The 25,665-nt window shown below is 69.8% G+C and carries 25 protein-coding genes and 5 pseudogenes; 17 read left to right on the forward strand and 13 right to left on the reverse strand.

Annotation, left to right across the window (positions count from 1 at the left end; translation table 11 throughout):
- Positions 1-3: 3 nt before the first annotated feature.
- Both C8E84_RS13400 and C8E84_RS13405 read right to left on the reverse strand, forming a co-directional pair.
- Entirely contained in the window at positions 4-1,221 is a 1,218-nt protein-coding gene (locus tag C8E84_RS13400; RefSeq protein ID WP_159902874.1) for a cysteine desulfurase-like protein, read from the reverse strand.
- Between the two features lie 76 nt (positions 1,222-1,297).
- The gene (locus C8E84_RS13405; RefSeq protein ID WP_159902876.1) at positions 1,298-2,734 is read right to left on the reverse strand and encodes a GuaB1 family IMP dehydrogenase-related protein; all 1,437 of its coding nucleotides are present in this window, start codon (positions 2,732-2,734) and stop codon (positions 1,298-1,300) included.
- 245 nt (positions 2,735-2,979) lie between these two features.
- On the opposite strand from C8E84_RS13405, the gene C8E84_RS13410 reads away from it, so the two are divergent.
- Positions 2,980-4,227, forward strand: coding sequence for a DUF445 domain-containing protein (locus C8E84_RS13410; RefSeq protein ID WP_343041820.1), 1,248 nt, complete (start codon positions 2,980-2,982; stop codon positions 4,225-4,227).
- Positions 4,228-4,412: 185 nt separating this feature from the next.
- Here C8E84_RS13410 and C8E84_RS13415 read toward each other — a convergent pair whose 3' ends face one another.
- Entirely contained in the window at positions 4,413-5,594 is a 1,182-nt protein-coding gene (locus tag C8E84_RS13415) for a MerR family transcriptional regulator (RefSeq protein WP_159902878.1), read from the reverse strand.
- Between the two features lie 137 nt (positions 5,595-5,731).
- On the opposite strand from C8E84_RS13415, the gene C8E84_RS13420 reads away from it, so the two are divergent.
- From C8E84_RS13420 to C8E84_RS13450, 7 genes are all read left to right on the forward strand, one after another.
- Positions 5,732-6,034, forward strand: coding sequence for an SRPBCC family protein (locus C8E84_RS13420; RefSeq protein WP_159902880.1), 303 nt, complete (start codon positions 5,732-5,734; stop codon positions 6,032-6,034).
- Entirely contained in the window at positions 6,031-7,059 is a 1,029-nt protein-coding gene (locus C8E84_RS13425; protein WP_159902882.1) for an NAD(P)H-binding protein, read from the forward strand. The genes C8E84_RS13420 and C8E84_RS13425 overlap by 4 nt, the downstream gene beginning before the upstream one ends.
- Positions 7,056-7,778, forward strand: a complete 723-nt coding sequence (locus C8E84_RS13430; protein ID WP_159902884.1) for a CPBP family intramembrane glutamic endopeptidase — start codon at positions 7,056-7,058, stop codon at positions 7,776-7,778. Before C8E84_RS13425 ends, C8E84_RS13430 begins: the two co-directional genes overlap by 4 nt.
- Before the next feature lie 10 nt (positions 7,779-7,788).
- Positions 7,789-9,162, forward strand: coding sequence for a cryptochrome/photolyase family protein (locus C8E84_RS13435; protein ID WP_159902886.1), 1,374 nt, complete (start codon positions 7,789-7,791; stop codon positions 9,160-9,162).
- Positions 9,163-9,380: 218 nt separating this feature from the next.
- Entirely contained in the window at positions 9,381-10,490 is a 1,110-nt protein-coding gene (locus C8E84_RS13440; RefSeq protein WP_246196940.1) for a TerC family protein, read from the forward strand.
- A gap of 77 nt (positions 10,491-10,567) precedes the next feature.
- Entirely contained in the window at positions 10,568-11,413 is an 846-nt protein-coding gene (locus C8E84_RS13445; RefSeq protein ID WP_159902888.1) for a D-hexose-6-phosphate mutarotase, read from the forward strand.
- A complete protein-coding gene (locus tag C8E84_RS13450) occupies positions 11,406-12,617 on the forward strand; it encodes an AGE family epimerase/isomerase (RefSeq protein ID WP_159902890.1) in 1,212 nt (403 codons plus the stop codon). The genes C8E84_RS13445 and C8E84_RS13450 overlap by 8 nt, the downstream gene beginning before the upstream one ends.
- A gap of 128 nt (positions 12,618-12,745) precedes the next feature.
- On the opposite strand, the gene C8E84_RS13455 is transcribed toward C8E84_RS13450, so the two are convergent.
- From C8E84_RS13455 to C8E84_RS13475, 5 genes are all read right to left on the reverse strand, one after another.
- On the reverse strand, positions 12,746-13,582 hold the full coding sequence (locus tag C8E84_RS13455) for a transglutaminase-like domain-containing protein (RefSeq protein WP_159902892.1): 837 nt from the start codon (positions 13,580-13,582) through the stop codon (positions 12,746-12,748).
- Between the two features lie 37 nt (positions 13,583-13,619).
- A complete protein-coding gene (locus tag C8E84_RS13460) occupies positions 13,620-15,077 on the reverse strand; it encodes an SDR family oxidoreductase (RefSeq protein ID WP_159902894.1) in 1,458 nt (485 codons plus the stop codon).
- Positions 15,078-15,162: 85 nt separating this feature from the next.
- On the reverse strand, positions 15,163-15,552 hold the full coding sequence (locus tag C8E84_RS13465; RefSeq protein WP_281348943.1) for a type II toxin-antitoxin system VapC family toxin: 390 nt from the start codon (positions 15,550-15,552) through the stop codon (positions 15,163-15,165).
- Positions 15,549-15,779 carry a type II toxin-antitoxin system Phd/YefM family antitoxin gene (locus C8E84_RS13470; RefSeq protein WP_159902896.1) on the reverse strand — a complete coding sequence of 77 codons (231 nt, stop codon included), beginning with the start codon at positions 15,777-15,779 and terminating at the stop codon, positions 15,549-15,551. Before C8E84_RS13470 ends, C8E84_RS13465 begins: the two co-directional genes overlap by 4 nt.
- 80 nt (positions 15,780-15,859) lie before the next feature.
- Positions 15,860-16,339, reverse strand: a complete 480-nt coding sequence (locus C8E84_RS13475) for a MarR family winged helix-turn-helix transcriptional regulator (protein WP_246196941.1) — start codon at positions 16,337-16,339, stop codon at positions 15,860-15,862.
- A gap of 71 nt (positions 16,340-16,410) precedes the next feature.
- On the opposite strand from C8E84_RS13475, the gene C8E84_RS13480 reads away from it, so the two are divergent.
- The 5 genes and pseudogenes from C8E84_RS13480 to C8E84_RS18175 form a co-directional block, all read left to right on the forward strand.
- Positions 16,411-16,602 (forward strand): hypothetical protein, encoded by a 192-nt coding sequence (locus C8E84_RS13480; protein WP_159902900.1) that lies wholly within the window; start codon positions 16,411-16,413, stop codon positions 16,600-16,602.
- Positions 16,603-16,687: 85 nt separating this feature from the next.
- Positions 16,688-16,999 (forward strand): hypothetical protein, encoded by a 312-nt coding sequence (locus C8E84_RS13485; protein ID WP_159902902.1) that lies wholly within the window; start codon positions 16,688-16,690, stop codon positions 16,997-16,999.
- Between the two features lie 117 nt (positions 17,000-17,116).
- Positions 17,117-18,121 carry an NADP-dependent oxidoreductase gene (locus tag C8E84_RS13490; RefSeq protein ID WP_159902904.1) on the forward strand — a complete coding sequence of 335 codons (1,005 nt, stop codon included), beginning with the start codon at positions 17,117-17,119 and terminating at the stop codon, positions 18,119-18,121.
- Positions 18,122-18,129: 8 nt separating this feature from the next.
- On the forward strand, positions 18,130-18,465 hold the full coding sequence (locus C8E84_RS13495; protein WP_159902906.1) for a YnfA family protein: 336 nt from the start codon (positions 18,130-18,132) through the stop codon (positions 18,463-18,465).
- A 779-nt stretch (positions 18,466-19,244) separates the two neighbouring features.
- Positions 19,245-19,457: pseudogene (locus C8E84_RS18175) on the forward strand (ATP-binding protein); the annotation flags it as partial.
- A gap of 50 nt (positions 19,458-19,507) precedes the next feature.
- Here the strand turns inward: C8E84_RS18175 and C8E84_RS13500 are convergent.
- Together C8E84_RS13500 and C8E84_RS13505 are read right to left on the reverse strand one after the other, a co-directional pair.
- Entirely contained in the window at positions 19,508-20,005 is a 498-nt protein-coding gene (locus tag C8E84_RS13500) for a DUF4274 domain-containing protein (RefSeq protein ID WP_159902908.1), read from the reverse strand.
- 59 nt (positions 20,006-20,064) lie between these two features.
- On the reverse strand, positions 20,065-20,808 hold the full coding sequence (locus C8E84_RS13505) for a hypothetical protein (RefSeq protein WP_159902910.1): 744 nt from the start codon (positions 20,806-20,808) through the stop codon (positions 20,065-20,067).
- Between the two features lie 393 nt (positions 20,809-21,201).
- On the opposite strand from C8E84_RS13505, the gene C8E84_RS13510 reads away from it, so the two are divergent.
- From C8E84_RS13510 to C8E84_RS18565, 3 genes and pseudogenes are all read left to right on the forward strand, one after another.
- A complete protein-coding gene (locus C8E84_RS13510) occupies positions 21,202-21,492 on the forward strand; it encodes a transposase (protein ID WP_159899521.1) in 291 nt (96 codons plus the stop codon).
- Positions 21,493-21,653: 161 nt separating this feature from the next.
- Positions 21,654-22,061: pseudogene (locus tag C8E84_RS18560) on the forward strand (DDE-type integrase/transposase/recombinase); the annotation flags it as partial.
- A 125-nt stretch (positions 22,062-22,186) separates the two neighbouring features.
- The gene (locus C8E84_RS18565) at positions 22,187-22,417 is read left to right on the forward strand and encodes an integrase core domain-containing protein (RefSeq protein WP_425495957.1); all 231 of its coding nucleotides are present in this window, start codon (positions 22,187-22,189) and stop codon (positions 22,415-22,417) included.
- Between the two features lie 91 nt (positions 22,418-22,508).
- Here C8E84_RS18565 and C8E84_RS13520 read toward each other — a convergent pair.
- A pseudogene (locus tag C8E84_RS13520) lies at positions 22,509-22,688 on the reverse strand (transposase); the annotation flags it as partial.
- Between the two features lie 136 nt (positions 22,689-22,824).
- Positions 22,825-23,787: pseudogene (locus tag C8E84_RS13525) on the reverse strand (IS3 family transposase); the annotation flags it as partial.
- A 150-nt stretch (positions 23,788-23,937) separates the two neighbouring features.
- Here C8E84_RS13525 and C8E84_RS13530 point away from each other — a divergent pair.
- Positions 23,938-25,214: pseudogene (locus tag C8E84_RS13530) on the forward strand (IS256 family transposase).
- A gap of 76 nt (positions 25,215-25,290) precedes the next feature.
- Here C8E84_RS13530 and C8E84_RS18570 read toward each other — a convergent pair.
- Entirely contained in the window at positions 25,291-25,653 is a 363-nt protein-coding gene (locus tag C8E84_RS18570; protein WP_211675568.1) for a hypothetical protein, read from the reverse strand.
- Between the last annotated feature and the right edge of the window lie 12 nt (positions 25,654-25,665).

Below are 25,665 nucleotides of genomic sequence, written 5' to 3' on the forward strand. Positions count from 1 at the left end.
GGCTCAGAGGATCTCGCGCAGGCCGGTGACGAGCCGGTCGACGTCGTCGGCGCTCGTGTACGGCGCGAGCCCCACGCGCACCCCGCCGACGTCGCCGAGTCCGAGGTGGCGCGAGCACTCGATGGCGTAGAAGTGCCCGGCCGGGGCGTTGACCCCCCGCTGCGCGAGCAGGCCTAGGATCTCCTGCGGGTCGCGCCCCTCCACGGTGAAGAGCAGGGTCGGCGTGCGCTTGGCCGCGTTGCTGTGCACGGTGACTCCCGGCAGGTCGCGCAGCGCCGGCTCGAGCACGTCGAGCAGCGCGCGCTCGTGCGCGCGCACCGCCGACATCGAGGCCTCGATGCGCTCGCGACGCGTCCCGGATGCCGGGTCGTCACCCTCCGCGGACGCGTCCAGGCCCGCGATGAAGTCGACGGCCGCGGTGGCCCCGGCGAGCGCCTCGTACGGCAGGGTGCCGAACTCGAACCGCTCGGGGACGTCGTTCGTCGAGGGCAGCAACTTGTCGGGGTGCAGCGTCTCGAGCAGGTCGGGGGAGGCAGCCAGCACCCCGCAGTGCGGCCCCATGAACTTGTACGGCGAGCACGTCCAGACGTCGGCCCCGAGGGCGGCGATGTCGACCGAGGCGTGCGCGGTGGCGTGCACCCCGTCGACCCAGTGCAGCGCCCCGACCGCGTGGGCCAGCCGGGAGATGTGGCACACCGGTGGCTTGGTGCCGATGAGGTTGGAGGCCGCGGTGGTCGCGACCAGGCGGGTGCGCTCGGTGACGACGGCCGCCACGGCATCCGCGGTCAGCTCGCCGGTGGCGGGGTCGAAGTCGACCCAGCGGACCGTGGCGCCGGCGGCCTGCGCCGCCTGCACCCACGGGCGCACGTTCGAGTCGTGGTCGAGGCGGGTCACGACGATCTCGTCACCGGGGCCCCAGTTCTTGGCCAGCGTGCGCGAGAAGTCGTACGTGAGCGCGGTCGCGCTGCGGCCGTGGACGATGCCGCGCGGGTCGGCGCCGAGGAAGTCGGCGATCGCTGAGCGGAAGTCGGCGACGACGGCATCCGCCCGCCGCTCCGAGGGGGTGAAGGTGCCGCGGTTGGAGATCGCGGCGGTCACGGTGTCCGCGATCGCGCGGCCGACGACGTCGGGCACCTGGCTCCCACCGGGCCCGTCGAAGTGGGCACCACCCTCGGCGAGCGAGGGGAAGCGGGCACGGACCGAGGCGACGTCGAACGGCATACCCGGCATCCTGCCTCAATCCCGACGACGTCCGGCAGGTTGGTGCCCCGAGAAACCACCGTGCCGGACGCTCACGTCACCAGGAGGTGTGCAGGGGGCGGCCCTCGGCGAACCCGGCGGTGCTCTGGATGCCGACCGTCGCGCGCTCGTGGAACTCGCCGAGGGTGCGGGCGCCGGCATACGTGCAGCTGCTGCGCAGCCCCGCGACGATCTCGTCGATGACGTCCTCGACGCTCGGGCGGGCCGGGTCGACGTACATGCGGGCCGAGCTGATGCCCTCCTCGAACATCGCCTTGCGCGCCCGCTCGTAGGCCGTGTCGCTGGCCGTGCGGTGGCGCACCGCCCGCGAGCTCGCCATGCCGAACGACTCCTTGTACTGACGGCCCGCCTCGTCGGTGTAGAGGTCGCCGGGCGACTCGAGCGTGCCGGCGAACCACGAGCCGATCATGACGTTGCTCGCCCCGGCGGCCAGGGCCAACGCCACGTCGCGCGGATGCCGGACGCCCCCGTCCGCCCAGACGTGCCCTCCCAGCTCGCGCGCCGCAGCGGCGCACTCCAGCACCGCGGAGAACTGCGGGCGGCCGACGGCGGTCATCATCCGGGTCGTGCACATCGCGCCCGGCCCGACCCCGACCTTGACGATGTCGGCGCCCGCCTCGATGAGGTCACGGGTGCCCTGCGCCGAGACGACGTTGCCCGCGACCACGGGGACCTGGGGGTCGAGCGCCCGCACGGCACGCAGGGCCTCGATCATCTTCTCCTGGTGGCCGTGGGCGGTGTCGATGACGAGGGTGTCGGCACCGGCATCCAGCAGGTCGGCCGCCTTGGCGGCGACGTCACCGTTGATGCCGACCGCCGCGGCGATCCGCAGCCTGCCGGTGCCGTCGGTGGCGGGAGAGTACAGGTGGGCGCGCAGGGCGCCCGGGCGGGTGAGGATGCCGACGAGCCGGCCGTCGGGGGTCACCACCGGTGCAAGGCGGCGCCGGGCGTGGGAGAGGGTGTCGAAGGCCGACTCGACGTCGACCCCGTCGGGCAGCGACACCATGTCGCGCACCATGACGTCCTCGAGCTGGGTGAACCGGTCGACCCCGGTGAGGTCGGTCTCGGTGACGATGCCGACCGGGCGGTCGCCGTCGGTGACCAGCGCCGCACCGTGGGCCCGCTTGTGCAGCAGCACGAGGGCTTCGCCGACGGTCGTGCTCGGGGTGAGCGTGATGGGGGTGTCGTAGACGAGGTGGCGCGACTTCTGCCAGGCGATGACGTCACGCACGATCTCGGCCGGGATGTCCTGCGGGATGACCGTGATGGCCCCGCGGCGGGCGGTGGTCTCGGCCATCCGGCGCCCGGCGATGGCGGTCATGTTCGCGACGACGAGGGGGATGGTCGTCCCCGTGCCGTCGACCGAGGTCAGGTCGACGTCGAGCCGGCTCGTCACCGAGGACCGGTTCGGCACCATGAAGACGTCGTCGTAGGTCAGGTCGTGCTGCGGCTGGAGGTCGTTGAGGAAGCGCACCCCACCCAGCGTACGGCGGGGGGATACCAGCCGCGGGGGAGACGGGGGCCGAGCGGGCGGTCAGAGCGGGGCGGGAGGTGAGCGACGGCATCCGACCTCGCGTACCCCCATCGACCAATAGGTCACTCCAGGTACGCCCGCCCACGAGGCTCCTGTACCTACATCGACCAATAGGTCACTGCGGGTACAGCCCGCCCCCGCAAGGCTGGGCGGACCCATGAGGCAGGATCGGGCGCGTGAGTCTCATGGCAGCATCCCCCGCCGACGCCGCACGCCGCACCGGGCTGCGGCGGATGCGGCTCGTCGCGCTCGGCCTGCTCGCGTTCGCGGCTGCCGTCTTCCTCGCCACCTTGCGCCTGGACCACGACGGCGTGTGGGGCTACGTCAACACCGCGGCCGAGGCGGCGATGGTGGGGGCGCTCGCCGACTGGTTCGCCGTCACGGCGCTGTTCCGGCATCCGCTCGGCCTGCCGATCCCCCACACGGCGATCATCCCGAAGCGCAAGAACGAGATCGGGCGCAACCTCCAGGAGTTCGTCACCGAGAACTTCCTCACCGAGGAGATCGCGCGCGAGCGCCTGGCGACCGCGCGGGTGGGTGAGCGCGTCGGGCAGTGGTTGGGGATGCCGGCCAATCGCCGCCGCGTGATGGCCGAGGCCGTGCGGGTCGGCCGTGCGGGGTTGGGGCGGCTGTCGGATGACGAGGTCCGCGCGCTGGTGCAGGACTTCCTCGTGCCGCGGCTGGTCAAGGAGCCGGTGTCGCCGATCGCCGGTGCGCTGCTCGAGGGGGTCGTCGAGCAGCAGACCCACCAAGGGCTGGTCGACCTGGCCCTGGAGCACCTGCGCGAGTGGCTGGCCGACAACCCCGGCACGTACGCGGCGGTGCTGGGCGAGCGCGCCCCGTGGTGGTCGCCGCCGTGGGTCGACGACAAGGTCATCGGCTGGACCTACCAGCAGGTCATCGCCTGGCTGCGGGACATCGAGAACGACCCGCGCCACCCCGCGCGCCAGGCCTTCGACGACCTGCTGCGGCGCCTGGCCGTGGACCTCCAGCAGGACCCCGAGGTCATGGCCCGCGCGGAGGCGCTCAAGGAGCTGCTGCTCACCCACCCGCAGGTCCCGGAGACCGTGCTCGGGCTGTGGCAGTCGTTCCGCACCGCCCTGACGACGGCGATGGACGACGAGACCTCGTACTTCCACACCCGCGGTGACGAGCTGCTCGAGAACCTCGGCAACCACCTCGTGCACGACGAGGTGTGGCGGGCCCGGCTTGAGGCCCGCCTCGGGGAGGCCGTGTCCTTCTTCGTCAACACCTACGGCAGCGAGTTGGCCGAGGTCATCTCGGTCACGGTCGATCGCTGGGACGGCAAGGAGGCCGCCGAGCGCATCGAGCTGCACGTCGGCCGGGACCTGCAGTTCATCCGGATCAACGGCACGATCGTCGGGGCGCTCGCCGGACTGGTGATCCACGGGGTCGCCCAGGCGCTCGGCTGACCCTCGAGCCCTCAACGACACGCCGCCGCGTCCCGACATCGACCAATAGGTCAATCCAGGTACGCGCGCTGACTGGCTGGGTGTACCTGCGGTGACCTATTGGTCGATGTGGGTACGCGAACTGAGTGGCTGGGTGTACCAGCGGTGACCTATCGGTCGATCTGGGTACGCCGGCTCGCTGCGGGTCAGGCGGTGGCGGACGTCGGGGTGGTCGCGTCGGTCCGGATGCCGTCGCCTTGGATGCCGTCGGTCCGGATGCCGTCGCCTTGGATGCCGTTGCCGTTGCCGTTGGCGCGGCTGTCGTCGATTGGGATGCCGTCGCCGTCGGGTCGGGCCGCGGCCTCACGCTGGTTTCGGCGGTCGCGGGCGGTTGCGGTCAGCTCGGCCACTGCTCCGACGAGGTCGGCCCCGAGGTATCGGACGCCCACCTCCTCGAGCACCCGCGGCGTCGCGCCGCGGCCGGCCAGCCACACCGGGTAGTCCTCGCCGAGTCGCCGCAGCGCCGTGGCGTGCGCCCGGAAACCGGAGGGCCGACGACAGGCCAGCACGACGGCATCCGCCTGGGTGAGCTGCGCGGCCGCCGCCAGCGAGTGCACCGGGGTGTCCGGCCCGAGGTAGCGGATCCGCCACCCGGTGCGCCCGAGGAGCACGCCGAAGCTCAGCAGCACGATGTCGTGGAACTCGCCGGGCGGGCAGGCGAGCACCGCCACCGGCCCGCTGCCGACACCCCACGTCAGGGACATCGCCCCGAGGCGGCGGCGCACGAGGCTGCTCGCGAAGTGCTCCTGCGCGATGCCGATGCGCCCGAGCTCCCACAGCTCACCGACCCGCACGAACAACGGCAGCAGCACGTCGACGATCGCGCTGTCGACGGAGCGCTCGCCGAACGCGACGTCGAGCACCGCGTGGGCCCGGTCCTCGTCGAGGGCGGACACCGCCTCGAGCAGCTGCGCGACGAGGGCCGGCGGATCGGAGCGCAGGGGGACGCTCGTATTTACGCCCATGCCGGATGCCGTGCCCACGGCTCGGGCGCGCCCCCCGGCCCTTGCGTGGCCCGCGGCGAAGGAGGAGCCGCTGGCGTTGGTCGCGTCGTCGTCGATGTCGTCGTCGATGGCTGACAGGCCGGACCGGTCGGCCTCGAGCACTCGGCGGGAGGCCTCAACGGCGCTCACGCCCTGATCCCGCAGGGCGATGACCTCGCGAACGCGGCGCTCGTCCTCGTGGTCGTACAGGCGGTAGCCCCCGGCCGATCGCTGCGGGCGCAAGAGCCCGTAGCGGCTTTCCCATGCCCGAAGGACATGGGTGCTGACGCCCACCCTGGCGGCGAGCTCACCAATCCGCATCGTCGGGGGTATCGAACTCTTCACGAGGGTCACCGTAGACCTGAGACAGAGTTTTGACAAACACTCAACACAAGGTTCGCCAAACATTTGACGCGCTGCTGAAGGTCGGCATACTGTCGAGTCATGCTCCCCCAGTCCTGCGCCGGCATCGGGCCGCGGCCATGACCACGACCATCGAGCGCAGGGTGATGACGGCGACCGACCCAGACAGGGTGTTCGCGTACCTGACCGACTTCCGCAACGCGAAGCAGTGGGACTCGGGGACGACGTCCTGCGAGGTGGTCCTCGGTGACGGCGGCCCCGGCACCGTCTACCGCAACGTCTCCGAGTTCGCCGGCACCACCGTCGAGCTGGAGTACACGACGCAGACCCTCGAGCATGTCGCGCCGCTGATGAAGCCGTTGCTCGACCGCCTCGGCGACCGCACCGCGGAGCAGCTGAAGAGCACGTTGGACCGGCTGTGACCGACCCTTCGACCACGCCCCGGCGCGCGCTCGTCACCGGCGCCACCGGCTACATCGGCTCGCGCCTCGTCCCCCGTCTGCTCGACGAGGGCTGGCAGGTGCGGGTGCTCACCCGTTCCGCCGACAAGGTCGCGCCGCGCGCCTGGCGTGACCGGGTCGAGGTGGTGGAAGGGGATGCCGCGTCACCCGACACGCTCGCACGCGCGCTCTCCGACGTCGACGTCGCCTACTACTTCCTACACTCGATGGACGGCCAGGGCAACTTCGTCGAGCGTGACCGCGAGCTCGCGCAGACCTTCGGGCGGTGCGCCGCGGATGCCGGGGTGGGCCGGATCGTCTACCTCTCGGGGCTGCACCCCCACGACGGTGAGCTGAGTGACCACCTCGCCTCCCGGGTCGAGGTCGGCGACATCCTGCTCGCGAGCGGGGTGCCGACGGCGGTGCTCCAGGCCGCGGTGATTCTCGGCTCGGGGTCGGCATCGTTCGAGATGCTGCGCCACCTGACGACCCGCCTGCCGGCGATGATCACGCCGAAGTGGCTCGACAACCGTATCCAGCCGATCGCCGTGCGCGACGTGCTGCACCTGCTCGTCGCGGCCGCGGACCTGCCACCCGAGGAGAACCGCACCTTCGACATCGGCGGCCCGGACGTGCTGACCTACCGCGAGATGATCAACCGGTTCGCCACGATTGCCGGCCTGCGCCCGCGGCTCATCGTCTCCGTGCCGGTGCTCACCCCCTACCTCGCGAGCCAGTGGGTGGGGCTCGTGACGCCGGTGCCCACGGGCGTCGCGAAGCCGCTCGTCGGCAGCCTGCTCCACGAGGTCGTGTGCACCGAGCACGACATCGACGACCTGGTCGGTGCCCCGCCCCAGGGCTACCTCGACTACGACCGGGCCGTCGCCGACGCCCTCGCCGGTGACGGGGTCGACCCGCGCCCCGAACCGGGCACCGCCGACCCCGCGCGCATCACCGCCGCAGACCCCGACTGGGCCGGGGGACGCCGCCCGCGCCGTCAGTCGTGAACGTCGTCGCCGAGTTCCGGGCGTTCCTGCGTGCCGCCCTCGTGACGCCCGTGGAGCGTTACCACACCGAGAGCGATGCCGCCTTCCGCCGTCGCCGGGTCGTCGCCGCCGTCACGCTGGTCATTGGGGCGGTGATCCTGGCGTTCGCGCTGCGCATCGAGCCCGGTGACCCGCGGTTCTACGGGGCCACCTTCGCACTGGCCGGTGTCTGGGCGGGTGGAGCCTTCCTCTCCGGCCCGCTGCACCTCGGCCGTGCCCACACCCGAGGCGGCTCGGGGTCCAGCCGTGCCGTCGTGCAGTCGCTCGCCCTCGGGGTGATGCTCCTGGCGCTGTTCATGGTCGGGGCGCTGGTCGTGGCCCGCATCCCGGTGCTGCGCGAACCCGTCCAGGAACTGCTCGACCACGCCCGGGTCGGTTCGCTGCCCCTGGTTGCCCTCATCACCGTCGTCAACGGCATCGCCGAGGAGCTGTACTTCCGCGGAGCCCTCTACGCCGCCGTCGGGCGCCGGCACGCGGTGGCGGTGACCACGGTGGTCTACGCCCTCGTGACCGCCGCGGCCGGCATCCCCCTGCTCGTGCTCGCCGCGGCCCTCGTCGGGCTCGTCGTCGCCTTCCAGCGGCGGGTGACCGGCGGCATCCTCGGCCCCATCGTCACGCACCTGACCTGGTCGCTGGGCATGCTCTTCCTCCTGCCGCCCGTGCTCGACGCCCTGTCGTGAAAGGCCCCGCATGACCGCGATCCTCTGGCTGCGCCGCGACCTGCGCCGTGCCGACCACCCCGCCCTGCTCGCCGCCCGGGAGGCGGCCACGGCATCCGGGGGTGACCTGGTGGTCGCGTTCGTCGTCGACCCGCGCCTGTGGGACGGGGGAGGGGCCGCGCGGCGCGCTTGGCTGGCGGCCACCCTGAAGGCCACTGACGAGGCCTACGACGGCGCCCTGACACTGCTCCACGGCAACCCTCGAACGGTCATCCCCGAGCTCGCCGCCCGGGTGGGGGCCACGTCGGTGCACGTGTCGCGCGAGACCACCCCGGCCGGGCGACGCCGGGACGAGGTCGTGGCCGGGACGCTGCGGTCCGCCGGGGTCGAGTGGGTCGAGACGGGGACGCCGTATGCCGTGGGGCCGGGTCTGGTCGTGAGCGGCTCGGGGGACCCGTACAAGGTCTTCACGCCGTTCTCGAAGGCGTGGCGTGCCCACGGGTGGCCTGCGCCGGCGCCCACCTCGCGCGAGCTCCCGCTGCGGCGAGTCGACAGCGACCCGCAGGCCATCGCTGCGGTGGCCGCTGCCCTCGAGGCGGCCGGCCTTCCCGAACTGCCCCCCGCCGGGGAGAAGGCGGCCCTCGCGCGGTGGCGCGAGTGGCGGGAACGGGCGCTCACGGCATACGCCGACGACCGCAACCGGCCCGACCTCGACGGCACCTCGCGGCTGTCGCCGTACCTGAAGCTCGGTGTCGTGCACCCGCGCACGCTGCTCGCCGACCTCGCGGGGGAGACGGGCAAGGGGGCGCACACGTTCGAGAACGAGCTGGCCTGGCGCGAGTTCTACGCCGACGTGCTGTGGCACCACCCGCGCACCGCCTGGGAGGACCTACGGCCCGAGATGGCAGGGATGCGTTACGACGAGCCCGAGGACGCGATCGAGGCCTGGAAGGCTGGTCGCACCGGCTACCCGATCGTCGACGCCGGCATGCGCCAGCTGCTCACCGAGGGGTGGATGCACAACCGGGTGCGGATGATCGCGGGCAGCTTCCTCACCAAGGACCTGCACGTGTGGTGGCCGCTCGGGGCCCGGCACTTCATGGAGCACCTCATCGACGGCGACATCGCCTCGAACAACCACGGCTGGCAGTGGGTGGCCGGCACCGGAACTGACGCCTCGCCGTACTTCCGGGTGTTCAACCCGGTGACGCAGGGGCTGCGCTTCGACCCCGACGGTGACTACGTGCGGCGGTGGGTGCCCGAGCTGGCGCACGTGCCGGGTGCCGCGGCGCACGAGCCGTGGGACGTCGCCGACGGTTACGCCCACGGCTACCCCGCGCGGATCGTCGACCACGCGGCGGAGCGCATCGAAGCCCTCGACCGCCTCCAGGCAAGCAAGTCCTGACCCGCGGAACGGCGCGGATGCCGTGTCTAAGGTTGGCGACCTTTTCCGCACCTTCGGGTTGTGAAACTCCCGTGGCGTTCCGTAGCCTGTGACGCACGAGGGGAGTACTTCCCAAGCTCGCGCCGGTCAATACGTCCACCCTGAGGTGGTCTCGGTGCGGCGCCGACCCCGGTCGGTGAAGGAGACCTCAAGACCGCAGTTCCGTCTTGAGGAGACCCGTGTTCACATCTTTGCCCTCGTCCCTGCTCGCTGCCGCGGCACCCGCGGCCGCTGAGCCCGCGACCGCCATCGAATCGATCGGCACGCCCACGCTCTGGGCGCTGACCATCGGCGCGGTCATCGTGCTGCTCATCGTCGACTTCCTCATCACCCGCCGGCCGCACGAGGTCTCCATGAAGGAGGCGCTGGGCTGGTCGGCGTTCTACATCGCCATCCCGGTGGCCTTCGGTGTGTGGATCTGGCAGTCCTTCGGCGGCCAGACCGGTCTGGAGTACTACACCGGCTACCTCGTCGAGAAGTCGCTGTCCGTCGACAACCTGTTCGTCTTCCTCCTGCTCCTCACCGCCTTCGCCGTGCCGCGTGAGCTCCAGCAGCGAGTGCTGCTCATCGGCATCATCGGTGCGCTCATCCTGCGCGGCATCTTCATCGCCCTCGGCGCCCAGATGATCGCGACGTTCTCGTGGACCTTCCTGCTCTTCGGTGCCGTCCTGCTCGTCACCGCCGTCAAGGTGCTGCGCGATGCCATGTCTCACGAGGACAAGGCCATCGACATCGGCTCCATCAAGTCGGTCCGCCTCATCCGTCGGTTCATGCCCGTCACCGACACCTACGAGGGCACCCGCCTCATGGTGAAGCAGGCCGGCCGCCGCGCCCTCACCCCGCTGGCCCTGGTCATCGTCGCCATCCTCGCCACCGACATCGTCTTCGCGGTTGACTCGGTGCCCGCGGTCTACGGGATCACCGGTGACCCCTACCTGGTCTTCGCGACCAACGCGTTCGCCCTGCTCGGCCTGCGCGCCCTCTACTTCGTCGTCGAAGGGGCGCTGGGCTCGCTGCGTCACCTGGGCCACGGCCTTGCCGCGATCCTCGCCTTCATCGGCGTCAAGCTCGTGCTCCACTGGGCTCACGGGGTGTGGACCTGGATCCCCGAGGTCCCGACCCTGCTCTCGCTGGGTGTCATCGTCGGCATCCTCGCCCTGGCCACGACGACGAGCATCCTCGCCAACCGTCGCGAAGCACGGCGCGAGCTGGCCGGCGCCGATGCTGGCGACTCCGAGGCGAGCGACGCCGAGCGCGACCGCGCCGAGCGCGACCGCGCCGAGGTCTGAGCGCCAACGCCACGGCATCCGGGGCCGGTCGTCCAGTCATGGGCGGCCGGCCTCGTCGCGGCGCTAGGTTGGCACTTATGGATGCCGCCCTGCCGCCGCCGCACGTCGTCGACACCTCCGCGTGCACCGGGGAGATCCACGACCAGGGCGCCCAGGTCACCCGGTGGGCACCGCGGGGGGCTGCGCCGGCGCTCTACGTGAGCAGCGCCGTGCGTCTGGCGCCGGGGCGGTCGATTCGCGCCGGGATCCCGGTGTGCTGGCCGTGGTTCGGCGCGGGGCAGCGGCCCGGCATGGAGCCGGCGCACGGATTCGCCCGCACGGCGCGCTGGGCCCTCGTCGACCGCACGGAGGACGCCGCCACCGGCGAGGTCACCTTCGTGCACCGCCTGACCTCCGACGCCGCCACCTCTGCGCACTTCCCGCAGCCGTATGCCGTGGAGCTGCGGTCGCGCTTCGGCGCCACCCTCGAGGTGTCGTTGACGACGACCAACACCGGGCCGGAGCCCTTCGAGATCGACGAGGCGCTGCACACCTACCTCGCCGTCGGCGACGTGCGCGAGATCGCCGTCGAGGGCCTGGACGGCGCCGCCTACTTCGACAAGGTGACGGGGACGGAGAAGGTGCACCACGGCATCCTCGAGTTCGCCGGTGAGACCGACTCGGTGTTCCGCAGCAGCGGGCCGGTGATGCTGCACGACCCGGGGTTGGAGCGCCGCCTCATCGTGCGCACCGAGGGCGCGGGCAACCTCGTCATCTGGAACCCGTGGGACGCCAAGGCCCGCGAGGTGGCCGACATCGGCGACGACGACTGGAGCCAGTTCGTCTGCATCGAGGCCGCCAACGTCCTCGAGAACGCCGTGACCCTCGCCCCGGGGGAGTCGCACACGCTGACCTACCGACTGGAGCTCGAGTCCGATGACTGACCCTGCCGCCTCCACTGCTGACGCCGCCGTGTCCCCCGCCCAGTCCTGGCTGGACACCCCCGGCCACCGCGAGTGGCTGCGTTTCCGGTTCGCCGACGTGCTGACCTTCGCGCTGCCCTCGATCCTGCCCGGCGGCGGCTTCGCCTACCAGGATGCCGACGGCTCACCGATGCCGGGACGCCCGCCGCAGCTTTTCCTCACCGCCCGCATGGCGTACGCCTCCTCGATCGGGGTGCGCCACGGCATCCCCGGTTCCGGCGAGCTGCTCGACCACGCGATGGAGTCGCTCGTCGGGCTGCACGCCGACACCGAGCACGGCGGCTGGTTCACGCAGCCGGGCACCGTGACCCGCAAGGCGACGTACGACCACGTGCACGTCGGGCTGGCGTCGGCCAACGCGCTCACGGTCGGGCACCCGCTGGCCGCCGGGCTGCTGGAGCAGGTCATCGAGGTCATCGACACGCGGCTGTGGGACGAGTCGACGCAGACCCTGCTCGAGTCCTTCGCCCCCGACTGGTCGGACTGCGAGGACTACCGCGGAGCCAACGCCAACATGCACGGCCTCGAGGCGTTCCTCGCGATGGGAACGGCGACGGGGGATGCCGTGTGGCACCGTCGCGGGTTGGCCATCGCTGACCGCTTGATCAACGTCGCTGCGCGGGAGCAGGACTGGTTGCTGCCCGAGCACTTCACCGCTGACTGGACGGTGCTGCCCGACTACAACATCGACGAGCCGAACCACCCGTTCCGCCCGTACGGGGCGACGTTCGGGCACTCGCTGGAGTGGGCCCGCTTCCTGCTCCAGCTCGACGAGTCACCGCTCGTGGAGTCGCCGTCGTGGCTGGTGGAGGCGGCTGACGGGCTGACCCGACGGGCGCTCGACGGCGGCTGGGAGGTCGACGGCCGCCCCGGGCTGGTCTACACCGTCGACTGGGACGGCGACGCCGTGGCCGACGTGCGGCTGCACTGGCCGATCTGCGAGGGCATCCAGGCGTCGGCGTACCTGCTGCGCCGCACCGGCGACCAGCACTGGGAGGGCTGGTACCGGCGGCTGTGGGACCACGCGGCCCGCTACTTCATCGACGAGAACGGTGCCTGGCGCAACGAGCTCGACGAGAACATGGAGCAGGGCACGCAGGTGTGGCCCGGCCGGCCCGACGTCTACCACTGCACCGGAGCCCTGACGACACCCCTCGCCGTCTGACCGGCACCGCCCGCGGTCTGACGCGCCAACCCCGGGTCCTGGCCCAAGTCGAGAGTAGGCGAATCGCCGTCTGCCCTCTGCCCTGCACGGCGATTCTCCTACTCTCGACTGCGTCCTGAGAACGAGCCTCAGGCGAGGGCGACGAGGTCGTCGGGGTCCTCGGTCGGCAGCCCGGGCGCAGCCGTCGCGGTGACCTCGAACGTCGTCGGCCCGCTCACGCCGCCGAGGCTGCTGAGGATGGCCACGTCCGCGGCATCCCGACCCGTCCCGATGCGCACCATTGAGCGACGTGGGGCGAGCCGGGTCGCGTCGAACAGGAACCACTGCCCGTCGACGGCGATCTCGGCGACGGCGTGCGCGTCCATCGGCGACAGACCCGGCGCGTACACCGAGACGTAGCGGGCCGGCATCCCGACGGCGCGTGCCAGCGCGACGACGAGGTGGGCATAGTCGCGGCACACCCCGAGGCCACCGAGCAGGGGTGTGAGGGCGTCGTCGGTCGCGACCGTGCTGCCCGGGGTGTAGCTGAGGCGGTCGTGCACCCACGACACGATCCGGCGAGCGCGCTCGGCATCCGACTCGATGTGCCCGAACTCCGCGCTCGCGAGCCCGCTGAGCCGGTCGCTCGGGCAGTAGCGGCTGGGCAGCACGTAGGAGAACGCGTCGGCGTCGCTGACCTGCTCGGGGGTGGCTGCTCCCGCCACCGCGACGGTCGCGTCGTAGGTCAGCGTGACCTCGCCCTGCGGGGCGTCGATGACGTGCAGCCGCATTCCGCGGTCGAGCGGCACCTCGCGATGGGGCACCACGGTGCCGTCGGATGCCGTGAGCGTCACCGACTCGGTGCTCGCCGCCTGCTCGGCGAGGTGGTCGGCGACGGCCACGGAGACGGCGAGGCGACCGGCGACCTCGACGGGGATGACGAGCTGCGTTTGGACGGTGACGGATTCGGTCTGCTGGGCGTTCACGGGTGTCTCCGGCGAGGTGGAAGGGAGGAGGCGGCGATCACCAGGGGTGGGGGGCGAAGTTCTTGAGGAAGACGCCGTGCAGGTCCTCGCCGGCCTCGCCGCGCACGATCGGGTCGTACACGCGGGCGGCGCCGTCGACGAGGTCCAAGGGTGCGTGCCAGCCCTCGGCGGCGATCCGCAGCTTCTCGTCGTGCGGGCGTTCGTCGGTGATCCACCCGGTGTCGACGGCGGTCATGAGGATGCCGTCGGTCTCGAGCATCTCGGCGGCGCTGGTGCGGGTCAGCATGTTCAGGGCGGCCTTGGCCATGTTCGTGTGGGGGTGACCCGCTCCCTTGTAGCGCCGCGAGAACTGGCCCTCCATCGCCGACACGTTGACGACGTAGGTGCGTCGAGCGGGCGAGGCCGCCAGTGACGGCCGTAGCCGCGAGACCAGCAGGAACGGCGCGGTCGAGTTGCAGAGCTGTACCTCGAGCAGTTCGAGCGGGTCGACCTCGGAGACGGTCTGGGTCCACGAGTTGGTGCGCTGGAGGTCGGGCAGCAAGCCGCCGGCGTCGATGGCCGTGCCGGCGACGTGGGCCTCGAGGCTGGCCTGCCCGGCGCGCAGGGCGAGCTTGGTCATCGAGGCGGCGTCGAGGTCGGCGTGGGGGACGGGGTGCTTCGCGAGGCTGCCGAGCAGGGCTGCGGGGTGGGCCTCGCTGATCCGGTCGAAGGTGACGAGCTCGGGCATCGGCTCGTGGGTGTCGAGCGGTTCGTCCTCGCCGTGGACGAGGTGGGAGTAGGAGCCCGGGCTGCGGCGCACGGTCTGTGCGGCGTTGTTGATGAGGATGTCGAGCGGCCCGGCGGCGGCGACGTCGTCGGCGAGGGCGATCACCTGGGTGGGGTCGCGCAGGTCGATGCCGACGATCTTCAGCCGGTCGATCCACTCGGGGCTGTCGGCGAGCTCGGTGAAGCGGCGCACGGCGTCACGCGGGAAGCGGGTCGTGATCGTCATGTGCGCCCCGTCGCGCAGCAGCATGAGCGCGATGTACATGCCGATCTTGGCGCGCCCCCCCGTGAGGAGGGCGCGGCGGCCGGTGAGGTCGGTGCGCTGGTCGCGCTTGACATGCGACATCGCGGCACAGGCCGGGCACAGCCAGTGGTAGAACGCGTCGACGAGGGTGTAGTCGGCGTGGCAGATGTAGCAGCCGCGGGGGGTGTTCAGCTCGCCGGCGTAGGCGCCGGGTGCGCTCGACACGAGGCGGATGCCGCGCGTCTCGTCGTCGATGCGCATGGGTGAGCCGGTGGCGGTGCTGGCGAGCACCGCGGCGTCGGCCTCCTGCTGGGGACGGCGGGCGTGGGCGCGGCGGGACTTGCGGATCTTGCGGTACATCCGGCCGGTCGCCTGCTTGACGACGTGGATGTCTGGGTGGCCCGCGGGTAGCTCGGTCAGTTCCTCCAGGACGCGAAGGGTGGTCGCGAGGTCGTCCGGGTCGATCCCCCGGGGCTGTTCATCCACTGCTCGAGGGTACGGGCGCGGCCAGCGTTCCCCCGCATCGGTGACGGTGCTGGTGAGGTCCGCTGGGCTGGTCACCCTCAGCAGATCACCAGAGCGTCCGGATGCCGGGGAGCCCGCAGAACGCTCTGTCCTTGGTGATCAGGGTCAGTGACTCCGTCATGGCCTGGGCCGCGAGCATGCGGTCGAAGGGGTCTCGGTGCTCCCACTCAAGGCGCCCGGCGAGGATCGCGTGTGCTGCCGTGATCGGTAGTTCGGAGGCACCCAGACGGTCGAGGGCGCGTGCATACGTCGACACGATCGCGTCAGCCTGGGGGAGCCTGCCGAGCCGCTGCTTCGTGGAGATCTCCCACGCAGTGGCCGCCGAGACCACAAGGCGCTGGTCGGCATCCGCCATGACCCGCCTCGCCTGTGTTCCCAACGACGCCGGGTCCGTCAGGGCCCACAGCATCGCATGGGTGTCGAGGAGGTAGGTCACGCCTCGCCTTCCCAGGCCTGGATCTCGACCCCGGGAAGATCAGCGAAGAATTCTGCTGGCACCTGGTAATCGATGAAACCGAGCTCGCGTTCGCCACGGGGCCGGGCCGGCACCAGTCGCGCCACGGGTTGGTCGCCGCGCGCGATGACGACCTCATCACCCTGCTCCACGGCAGCGAGCAGCGCTGACAGATGGGTCTTGGCGTACTGAACCTTGACGGTGGTCATACCAATCAGACTAGGTTGGTCAACTGCGTTGGTCAACAACTGTTCACAGTGGGAGCCGCCTCAGGGGCGCAGGGGCGCGCTCAGGTCGTGCTCTGCGCGGCGTCGACGAGGGTGGTGACGCGGTCGCGGATGTCCTCGAGCTCGCTGACCTCCAGGCCGAGGCGGGCGATGATCGCCTGCGGGATCTTCTCGGCCTTGCGCCGCAGGCGGCGCCCGGCCGGGGTGAGGCTGACGGCGAGGGCGCGGTCGTCGCGGGGGTCGCGGTCGCGCACGACGAAGCCGCTGGTCTCGAGGCGCTTGAGCAGGGGAGACAGCGTCGCCGGCTCCAGGTTGAGTCGCTCGGCGAGTTCGGAGACCCGCAGCGGCTCGCTCTCCCAGAGGGCGAGCATCACGAGGTACTGCGGGTGGGTCAGCCCCATCGGCTCCAGCAGTGGCCGGTAGAGCCCGATGACGGTGCGCGAGGCGACGGCCAGCGCGAAGCAGACCTGACGATCGAGCGCGAGGAGGTTCCCGGCATCCGGGGTCTTGTCGGTAGGGGGGGTGGAGGTCTGCGGGCTCACGGATTTCATCCTACGGCTGCGGGCCGCTAACTTAGGGGCCGAACAGTTAGTGGACTAACAAAAGGACAGACATGGCCAAGGCGGACCGTGAAGGGCTCTCACTGGGCTACCGGATCATGTGGCGCATCAAGTACGCGGGGCTGCACGTCTTCGGCCCCGCCCAGCTCGGCACCGAGAACGACCCGCAGGCCCGGCTCATCCGGCAGCGCGAGGCCAAGGTCGCCGCCGCCCGCGATGCAAGGCTCGCCCGCGAGGCCGACTGACCGGCATCATCGCGTCAGCGACGTCCTGGAGGGCAAACCACGATGGCCGAACCACGGCCCGCAGCCCACGAGATGCGTTCTGCGCGTGACCGGGTTCGTGCTCGCGCCGCTCCTGGTCGCCGTGGCGATCGGCCCGTCGATCGTCCCGGTCGGCGATGTCGAGGACCTCACCGCGGAACAGCTGCGCGACTGGTCCGTCGCCTCCGTCAACATCGCGGTGGCCTCGGCCATCTCGCTGAAGGCCGTGCCCGAGAGGTTCGAGGGCGCCTTCGACATCGTCTTCACGCGCATCCCACCCTTGCCCCTCAAGGCTCAGCCGCCTCGCGCAGCAGTGGCGCGACCACGGGGCGCCGGTCACGACGGGACAGTTCCCGGCGGGACTGAACCTGCCGCATGACACGGTGGACCCGGCGCAACCCTCAGGCGATGTCGCGGTCACCCACCCGTGTCCCGTCGCGCCCTGGCCGGCGAAGCGCTCAGCACACCCATCGAACCAGCACCGGAGGCAACACTTATGAGCACCCCCACACCCCGCGAAGTCCGCCTCGTCTCGCGCCCTGTCGGCTGGCCCACGCACGCCGACTTCGAGGTCGTCGAGAGTTGCGTGCCCGAGGTGGGTGATGGGCAGATTCGCGTGCGCAACACCGTCATGTCGGTCGACCCCTACATGCGCGGGCGGATGAGCGCCGCGAAGTCCTACGCCGACCCCTACGTGATCGGGGAGGCGATGACCGGCGGCGCCGTCGGCGTCGTCGAGGAGTCGCGCGCCGACGGGTTCGCCGTCGGTGACCACGTGCTGCACGGGCTCGGGTGGCGTGAGGTGGCTGTGCTGGATGCCGCGTCGGCGCGTCGGGTGGATGCCGCGGCTCCCGATTCGGCGTACCTCGGCGTTCTCGGGATGACGGGGTTGACGGCCTACGCAGGCCTGACCCGTATCGCCGCGCTTCAGCCCGGTGACGTCGTCTTCGTCTCGGGCGCAGCCGGTGCCGTGGGCAGCGCGGTCGGCCAGATCGCGAAGGCGCTCGGGGCAAGCCGCGTCATCGGCAGCGCCGGGTCGCCCGAGAAGGTGCGCCACGTCGTCGAGGACCTCGGATTCGACGCGGCGTTCGACTACAAGGCTGCTCCGGTATCGGGGCAGTTGCGCGAGGCCGCGCCGGACGGCATCGACGTCTACTTCGACAACGTCGGCGGCGAGCACCTCGAGGCCGCGATCGGGTCGCTGCGCCTCGCTGGCCGCATCGCCGTCTGTGGGATGATCTCGGTCTACAACGACACCGAGGCTGCTCCAGGGCCGCGAAACCTCGCCCGGCTGATCCAGACCCGCGGTTGTATCCGAGGCTTCCTCGTCGGCGACCACTACGACCTCGCGGGGGAGTACGCCAAGCGGGCGGCCGGTTGGTTGGCCTCGGGTGAACTGCAGTCGCGTGAGACGTTCGTCGACGGCATCGCCCACGCGGTGGACGCCTTCCTCGGGGTCCTGCGGGGCGAGAACACCGGCAAGATGATCGTCCGACTCTGACCTCGTCCATGACAGTTCTGAGGTCGGTGCTGCTGTTCGTGCTGGCTGCCGTCGCGGAGATCGGTGGTGCCTGGCTGATCTGGCAGGGCGTACGCGAACACCGTGGGTGGGTGTGGATCGGCGCCGGGGTCGTGGCGCTCGGGCTCTACGGGTTCGTCGCCACCCTTCAGCCGGACGCTAACTTCGGGCGCATCCTCGCGGCCTCCGGGGGCGTCTTCGTGGCGGGATCGCTCGCCTGGGCCATGGTTCTCGACGGCTTTCGCCCTGACCGCTACGACGTGGCCGGCGCGTTGCTCTGCCTCGTCGGCGTCGCGGTCATCATGTACGCGCCGCGCTCCGCCTGACGCCCGCTGCCGAAGGCCTGGCCAGGGTCTGAATCGAGAGAACCTCTTGTTCACAGGTGGCGTCGGTCGTCACCGTGTTGGTTCGGGAGCACCGTCGCGGTGATCGGCTTCGACAGGCACTCGGGGCCGGTGACGTCCTTACCGATCCCGCGGCCATGTTGGCGTGTCGGGCCAGAAACACCGTTCGGCGACTCTCCCTCTGACAGTTCGCCGCCGACGGTAGCGTGGCGGTGTGACGCCTTGGGGATCGATCAGGCCGCTACGTGTTGGTGGTCTCGTGGCGGTCGGATTCCTGGACGAGCAGCGCATCATCGTCGGGAGCCATGATGGGCTCGGCGTTCTGGATGCGGCGACAGGTGCTGTGCTCGACAGGTCTGAAGATCCCTCAGGTGACTACGCGTGGTTCCACGAGCCACCACCGACCGCGTTCTACGAGGACGGTGAGGGGCTACACCGGGTGCCCGTGGCCGGGTTATGGGGTGGCGTGTTGTCCTCGACGACGCGTGACGGCTGGAGCTGCCGAATGACCCCTCGGGGTGTGGAGTTGGCCGGGCCCAACGGTAGTGGGTTCGTTGTCGATGACGAAGAGGCGCCACGAGCCTGCGGATTCTCACCACTGGGCCGCGTCTTCGTCTTCGCGACCTCCCCCACCCTCCATGTCGGGGTCCGCACCTTGACTTGAGCGGTGCTCGAGCAGGAACGTGGCCGCTCGGATCGCGGCATGAGGGGACGTACGAGTCTTGCAGAGTGCGCCGTGACGGTGGGCGCGGCATTGAGGGCAAGAACTCGACCAGCTCGGAGCCACCGCCGCAGCCCTCGGCCTCACCGGCACCTGAACAGAAACTCCTCCCAGGGCTCGGCACCGGGCAAGGGCTCTGGCGCATCAAAGAACGCTTTTCGTCGTCCACCACCAACTTCACCCGGCCGAACTCACCGCGTTCGACACCACCGAACGGAGGAAGGGCGAAAACCCTTGGGTTCAGGACTCCTGATCCCCCCGTCGGCGTCCTTCTGCGTTTGCTCGCCTCGGTCATTGCGCGCGTCACGGTACGGGGCGCAGGAACACATCCTCGAACTGCTTCTGGGCGCGTTTCGTACGTATGGCGCGGATCGTTCGCTGGCGTTCGGTCAGAGTCGGGTTTTCGAGGTTGAAGTAGCCAGTGTCGAAACGGTTCTCGCCGGTCGGGAAGCTCTGCTGGCGAAGGCGATCGACGAGCGTGGTGCAATAGGCAAGGAGCGTGCGAAAGCTGTCCGGATCGCGTTCGGCGTCACTCGCGTACAGTTCGCGAACAGCCGTCTCCTCATCCTCGTAATGGGTTCGCGCGGTGTCATCCAGCTCCCAGAAGAGGCGCAACGCGAGTGCACGATCACATCGCGGATGCGAGACCACTGCGAGCGGAACTGCGAACCCGTCGTCCCAGTTGTACGCGCTCATCAGTTCCCACAGCGCTCCCTCGTCGGGAAGGGCAGCGACCAGACTCGGCAATTGAGCGTGTTCAGTGCAATCGTGCTGGATGATCGCGGCGACGTCGTCACGCATGATGATCCCTTCATGGTTGGGCGATACCTCTCCCACGGAGGTCGTATCCCTGTAGTTCCTCAGGCGAGTGCATCGAAGGCGACAATCGCGAAGAGCACGGCCGGGCCCATAGCGAGGAGAAGGATCCACCGGACGCGACGCCTTCCCAGTCGTGTGTGCGGGAGCCGTGCGGTCGCGTACCAGGCGGCGAGCAGCGCCAGGGCGAAGGGAAGATAGAGCGCCCACAGTCCGACATCGATCTGCCCTCGCCCGTTCCGGCGTGTCGGCATCTCCACGTTCGCACGCTCCGGAGCTATGAGCTGCACGACGACGGCGCCGAGCAGCAGCAGCCCGGCGATTCCGTACATGACCACACGTAACCGACGAGATGATTCCGGCGCGGCGTTCTCGGGGGCTGTCCGGTGCTCAGTCACGGGCACGCCGTATCTGAGGTTGTCGAGCTCCTCCTGACGAGCACGTTCTTCTTCACCGGAGCGGATGATGTTGCGTAGCTCATCCAGGGTGATCCGCGAGGCGTCACCCGTTACCTCCCCGTCGTCGGGTTCGGCGAACGTATCGCAGAGGATGTAGCCGAAGCCTTGGGCATCCCAGCCCGACAGTAGGTCCAAGATGCCTGCCGCGCCGCTGTCGTACCAGTCGTTGGTGAACATCTCGACATCGAGCACCGGAGCGCCCACGGCGATCAGCACCCGCAGTTCGCTGAACCCCAGCCCCGTCGCATCCTTCAAGCCGGTCAGCACACGTGCGGGTGCGGTAGCGCCGTCGATGAATACATGCAGCCGCGGTGAGGAGAGATCATTCACTGCGGCGTTCCCTTTGTCGTCGTGTCGTTGGAGTGTGCGGGAGGCGGCCCCTGCACCCCGCACCGCAGCTCTTCCAGATCAGGCTCCTATCGCGTCTGCCAGGGCGAATCGGTTGAGCGACGCAGGGATCGATACGTTCGGTGGCAGCGGATGGATGCCGGTGATCCAGCCGTTTCGTAGGCGATGGTCCGACTCATCTGTTGTCAGTGTTCGCCGTGTCCATGCTGTCTATTCTAGAGACCCCTTCCCGGCGGCCTCCGATCATGTGCCGATCGCGTGAATGGTGTCAATGGGCAACGAGTCTGGGGTGCGGGTGTCGGCTGGCTTCGCCGTCTGCACGACCCATGTGGACTTCCCCCCGAAGCGTGTAGGTATCAGCTATAAGGAGATGCTGTGCCTGAGACACGTAAGAAGTACGACCGTGAGTTCCGTGAGGGGGCTGTACGGATCGTCGAGGAGACCAACAAGCCGATCGCTGCCGTCGCGCGCGATCTCGGCGTCAACGAAGGGACCCTGGGCAACTGGGTTACCCGGGCTCGCGCCGAGCGTGAGGGACGCGGCGAAATGTCGGCCGGTGACATCGAGGAGTTGAAGCGGCTACGCGCGGAGAACGCCGAGCTGCGGATGGAGCGTGATGTCCTCAAGCGATCCGTGGTCCTGTGGGTGAAGGAGGCGACGAAGTGAGCGTGGCACGCTTCGTGGTCGACCAGAGGACCAACTACCAGGTGCCCGTCGCGTTCACCTGCGCGCTGCTCGGGATCTCGATCTCGTGGTTCTACAAGTGGCTACCTCGGACGGCCATCGCGACCGGCCTGTACACCAAGCGGGACCTGCGCCGCGACACCATGGACCGGGCGGTGAAGGTCATGTTCGACAAAAACCGCGGGTTGCACGGGTCCCCGCGGCTGGTGCTCGACCTGCGCGAGGAGGGGTGGACGGTCAGTGAGAAGACGGTCGCGAACTCGATGCGCCGGCAAGGGTTGATCGCTCGGAAGATCAAGCGCCGCAACGGATTAACGAAGCAAGATAAGTCGAAGGCGCCGTTCCCGGACTTGATTCGCCGGGACTTCACCGCGACCGCGGTCAACCAGCGCTGGGTCGGTGATATCACCGAGATCCCGACCGCGGCCGGGAAGCTGTACCTGGCCACCGTGATCGACCTGTACTCCCGCCGACTGATCGGGGCCGCGACGTCGCTGCACCCGAACGCGGAACTGGCCAAGGCCGCGATCACCATGGCCGTAACGGTCCGCGGCGGCAAAGAGGCGATCTGGAAGGAGGAGGAATCAGAGCGGTCATTTTCCACTCTGACCGCGGCTCGACCTACACCGCGGATCTGTTCACCCGCGCATGCCGAAACCTCGGGATCCGCCAATCCATGGGACGCGTCGGATCGTGCTTCGATAATGCGGCCGCGGAGGCGTTCTTCTCCAGCCTCGAGTGGGAAGTCCTCTCCCGCAACGAGTTCCGAAACACCACCGAAGCCGCTACCGTGGTCTCGGACTGGTGCTGGAACTTCTACAACACCGACCGCCGCCACAGCGCCGCATCGATGATGTCACCCATCAACTACGAAAACGCTGCCCTCACCCCGAGAGCAGCCGCCTAAGAGACAACCTCCACGATTCGGGGGGAACCACACATGCCGCCCCCCGCGATTCCCAGCCCCTTCCCACATCGAAGCTGGAAGGCATGGGGGCTCATCCCAATCGAGGGTGTAGGAGCTGGGTCTGAAGCCGCCGGATTCGAGCAGGCATCTGGCGATGTAGTTGGTGAGGTTGCGGAACCCGGGAGCGGAGCCGCGGAGGTGCTCGAGGCGACCGTTGATGGGTTCCGGTGGGTCCGTTGCTGGTGCCGGGGCGCTCGAAGTAGGCCAGGACAGCCCCGCCAGCCCAGGTCGACGAGTGTTGGGAGAGGCCCTTTGAGCACGATCGGCGATTCATACTCGCTGACGGCGGTTGCACAGTCACCGACCCCCCGCAGCGGAAGGTGTCAAGCCGTTTGAGACATCTGCGGTCAGGCGCTTTGTATGAGGGCCTCCTGTGAGGGCTGGTTGATCCACGCGGCGGTGGGCAGTTTCGGTGGCGCGGGGCGTCGATGGCCGAAGCGGTCGGGGTGCGCGGCGTAGGCAGCGTCGAGGGTGGCCTGCCGCTGGGCGCGGACCTGTGTGGCGGTGCCGTAGTGGACCGAGGCGGGGGTGTGCAGCCCGATCCCGGCGTGGCGGTGCTCGTGGTTGTAGTAGCCGAAGAACCTCTCCCCGAACGCTCTCGCGTCGGCCAGGGACCCGAACTCGCCGGGGAAGGCCGGGGCGTACTTCAACGTCTTGAACTGCGCCTCGCTGTAGGGGTTGTCGTTGGACACGTGCGGGCGGGAGTGGGAGCGGGTCACGCTCAGGTCGACGAGCAGCTGCGCGACGGGTTTGGAGGTCATCGAGGTGCCCCGGTCGGCGTGGACCACGTCGGGGATCCCGTGCACACCCATCGCCTCCTCGAGCATGGCCGTGGCGATCTGAGCGTCCTCGCGGGCGGCGACGGTCCACGCCACGACGTACCGGGAGAAGATGTCGAGCACGACGTACAGGTCGTAGTACACCCCGCGCTGCGGCCCGCGCAGCTTGGTGATGTCCCAGGACCACACCTGCCCGGGCCTGGTCGCCACCAGCTCCGGTTTGACCCGGGGCGGGTGGGTGGCCTGGGCGCGGCGCTCACCCGCGGCGTCGTTCGCGCGCAGGATCCGGTGCATCGTGGACCGCGAGCACAGGTAGGTACCCTCGTCCAACAGCGTCGCCCACGCCTGGGCCACCGACTTGTCGGCGAACCGGTCGCTGGTCAACACCGTCAGCACCTGCGCCCGTTCGGCGTCGGTCAGCGCGTTGGGTGGGGCCGGTCGCGGCGCCGAATCCCTCACCGGGCGAGGAGCTTTGGCCCGGTAGTGGCTACCCCGCGCCCGGCCCAGCAGCGCACACGCGGCCTTGACGCCAGTATGCCCCGGGGGGTATCAGATGGTCTGTGTAAGCGAGGGGGTCTCCAACCCTGAAGGAGTTTGACTGTGAGCATGACCAAGGAAGCGAAGACGGACGCTGTCGAGCCTGAGGCTCGCCGGTTGCGTCGGGAGTTGTTCACCGACGAGATGCTGGACCAGTTGATGGCTGCGACGGGTGAGCGTGGCCTGTCGCTGACCGGTGAGGGCGGGTTCTTGCCGGAGATGATCAAGGCCGTTCTCGAGCGGGGATGGAGGCCGAGCTGACCGGTCACCTGGGTTACGACAAGGGCGACCCGGCCGGGAAGGGGTCGGGCAACTCGCGTAACGGGTCCACCCCGAAGACGGTGGGCACCGAGGTTGGTGACATCGCGTTGGACCAGCCTCGGGACCGGAACTCCACGTTCGCGTCGGCGCTGGTGCCCAAGGGCGCCCGCCGCCTGGGCGGGCTGGAGGACATGATCATCTCCCTGTACGCCGGCGGGATGACGATCCGTGACATCCAGCACCACCTGGCGTCCACGCTGGGCACCGAGCTCTCGCACGAGACGATCAGCAAGGTCACCGACGCGGTCGCCGAGGAGGTCAAGGCGTGGCAGACCCGCCCGTTGGAGGCGTTCTACCCGGTGATCTATCTCGACGCGCTCGTGGTCAAGATCCGCGACGGGGCGCACGTGGCCAACCGGGCCGCGCACATCGCCGTCGGGGTCGACATGGACGGGGTCAAGCACGTCCTGGGCATCTGGGTCCAAGCCGCCGAGGGCGCGAAGTTCTGGGCGTCGGTGTGCGCCGAGCTGGCCAACCGCGGCGTCAAGGACGTGCTGATCGTGTGCTGCGACGGGCTGACCGGCTTCCCCGAGGCCATCGAGGGCACCTGGTCGCAGGCGATGGTCCAAACGTGTGTGGTGCACCTGATCCGGGCCTCGATGCGGTTCGTGTCCTACAGCGACCGCAAGGCCGTCGCCGCGATGCTGCGCCCGATCTACACCGCCGCCAACGAGGACGCCGCGCTGATCGCCCTGGCCACGTTCGCCGACTCCAACCTGGGCAAGAAGTACCCCGCCGCCGTCGCGTCGTGGGAGAACGCCTGGGACCGGTTCACCCCGTTCCTGGCGTTCGGGCCAGCCCTGCGCAAGGTCATCTACACGACCAACAGCATCGAGAGCTTGAACTACCAGCTGCGCAAGATCATCAAGAACCGCGGCCACTTCCCCAACGACGCCGCCGCGATCAAGCTGCTCTGGTTGGCTATCCGCACCATCGAGGACAAACGCGCCCGGCAACGCGCCAAAGAAGCCGGCCTACCCAAGGGCAGCCCCCGAAAAGCCCCCGGCAAACTCGTCGAAGGCTCGCTCATCCAAGGCTGGAAAGCCGCCCTGGGCGAGCTCGCCCTCGTCTACCCCGACCGCATCAACACCTACCTCTAACCCCATGTGACCCACCTCACTTACACAGAGAACTTGACACCCTCATGCCCCGCCAGCTCGTCCACGAGCGGGCTGATCACCGCCGCGACCGCTTGGTCGGCTCCGCGCTCTCGGAGAGCGTCTCCAAGAGCGCGTGTGCTTTTCCCATCAGGTCCAGCGCCGCCCTCGTGCGTGCCAGCTCGGCCTCGGCGCGCTCCGCCCGGGCTGTGAGCTCCTCAATCTCCCGGTCGCGGCGGTCCCGCGAGACCGGGCCCAGCCCAGCCCGGGCACCGGCGTCAGCCGCTCGGCGCCACTCCACGATGTGCGAGGAGTACAGCCCTTCCCGGCGCAGGACCGCACCCCGCCCACCATGCTCAGCGGCGTCGTACTCGGCCAGGATCCGCGCCTTGTACTCCGCCGTGAACACCCGCCGCTTGGGCCGGTCACCTCGAGGTCCCATGGCCCCATCATC

The organism is Ornithinibacter aureus, from assembly GCF_009858245.1.
In the GTDB taxonomy this organism is placed as follows: Bacteria; Actinomycetota; Actinomycetes; order Actinomycetales; family Dermatophilaceae; genus Fodinibacter; species Fodinibacter aureus.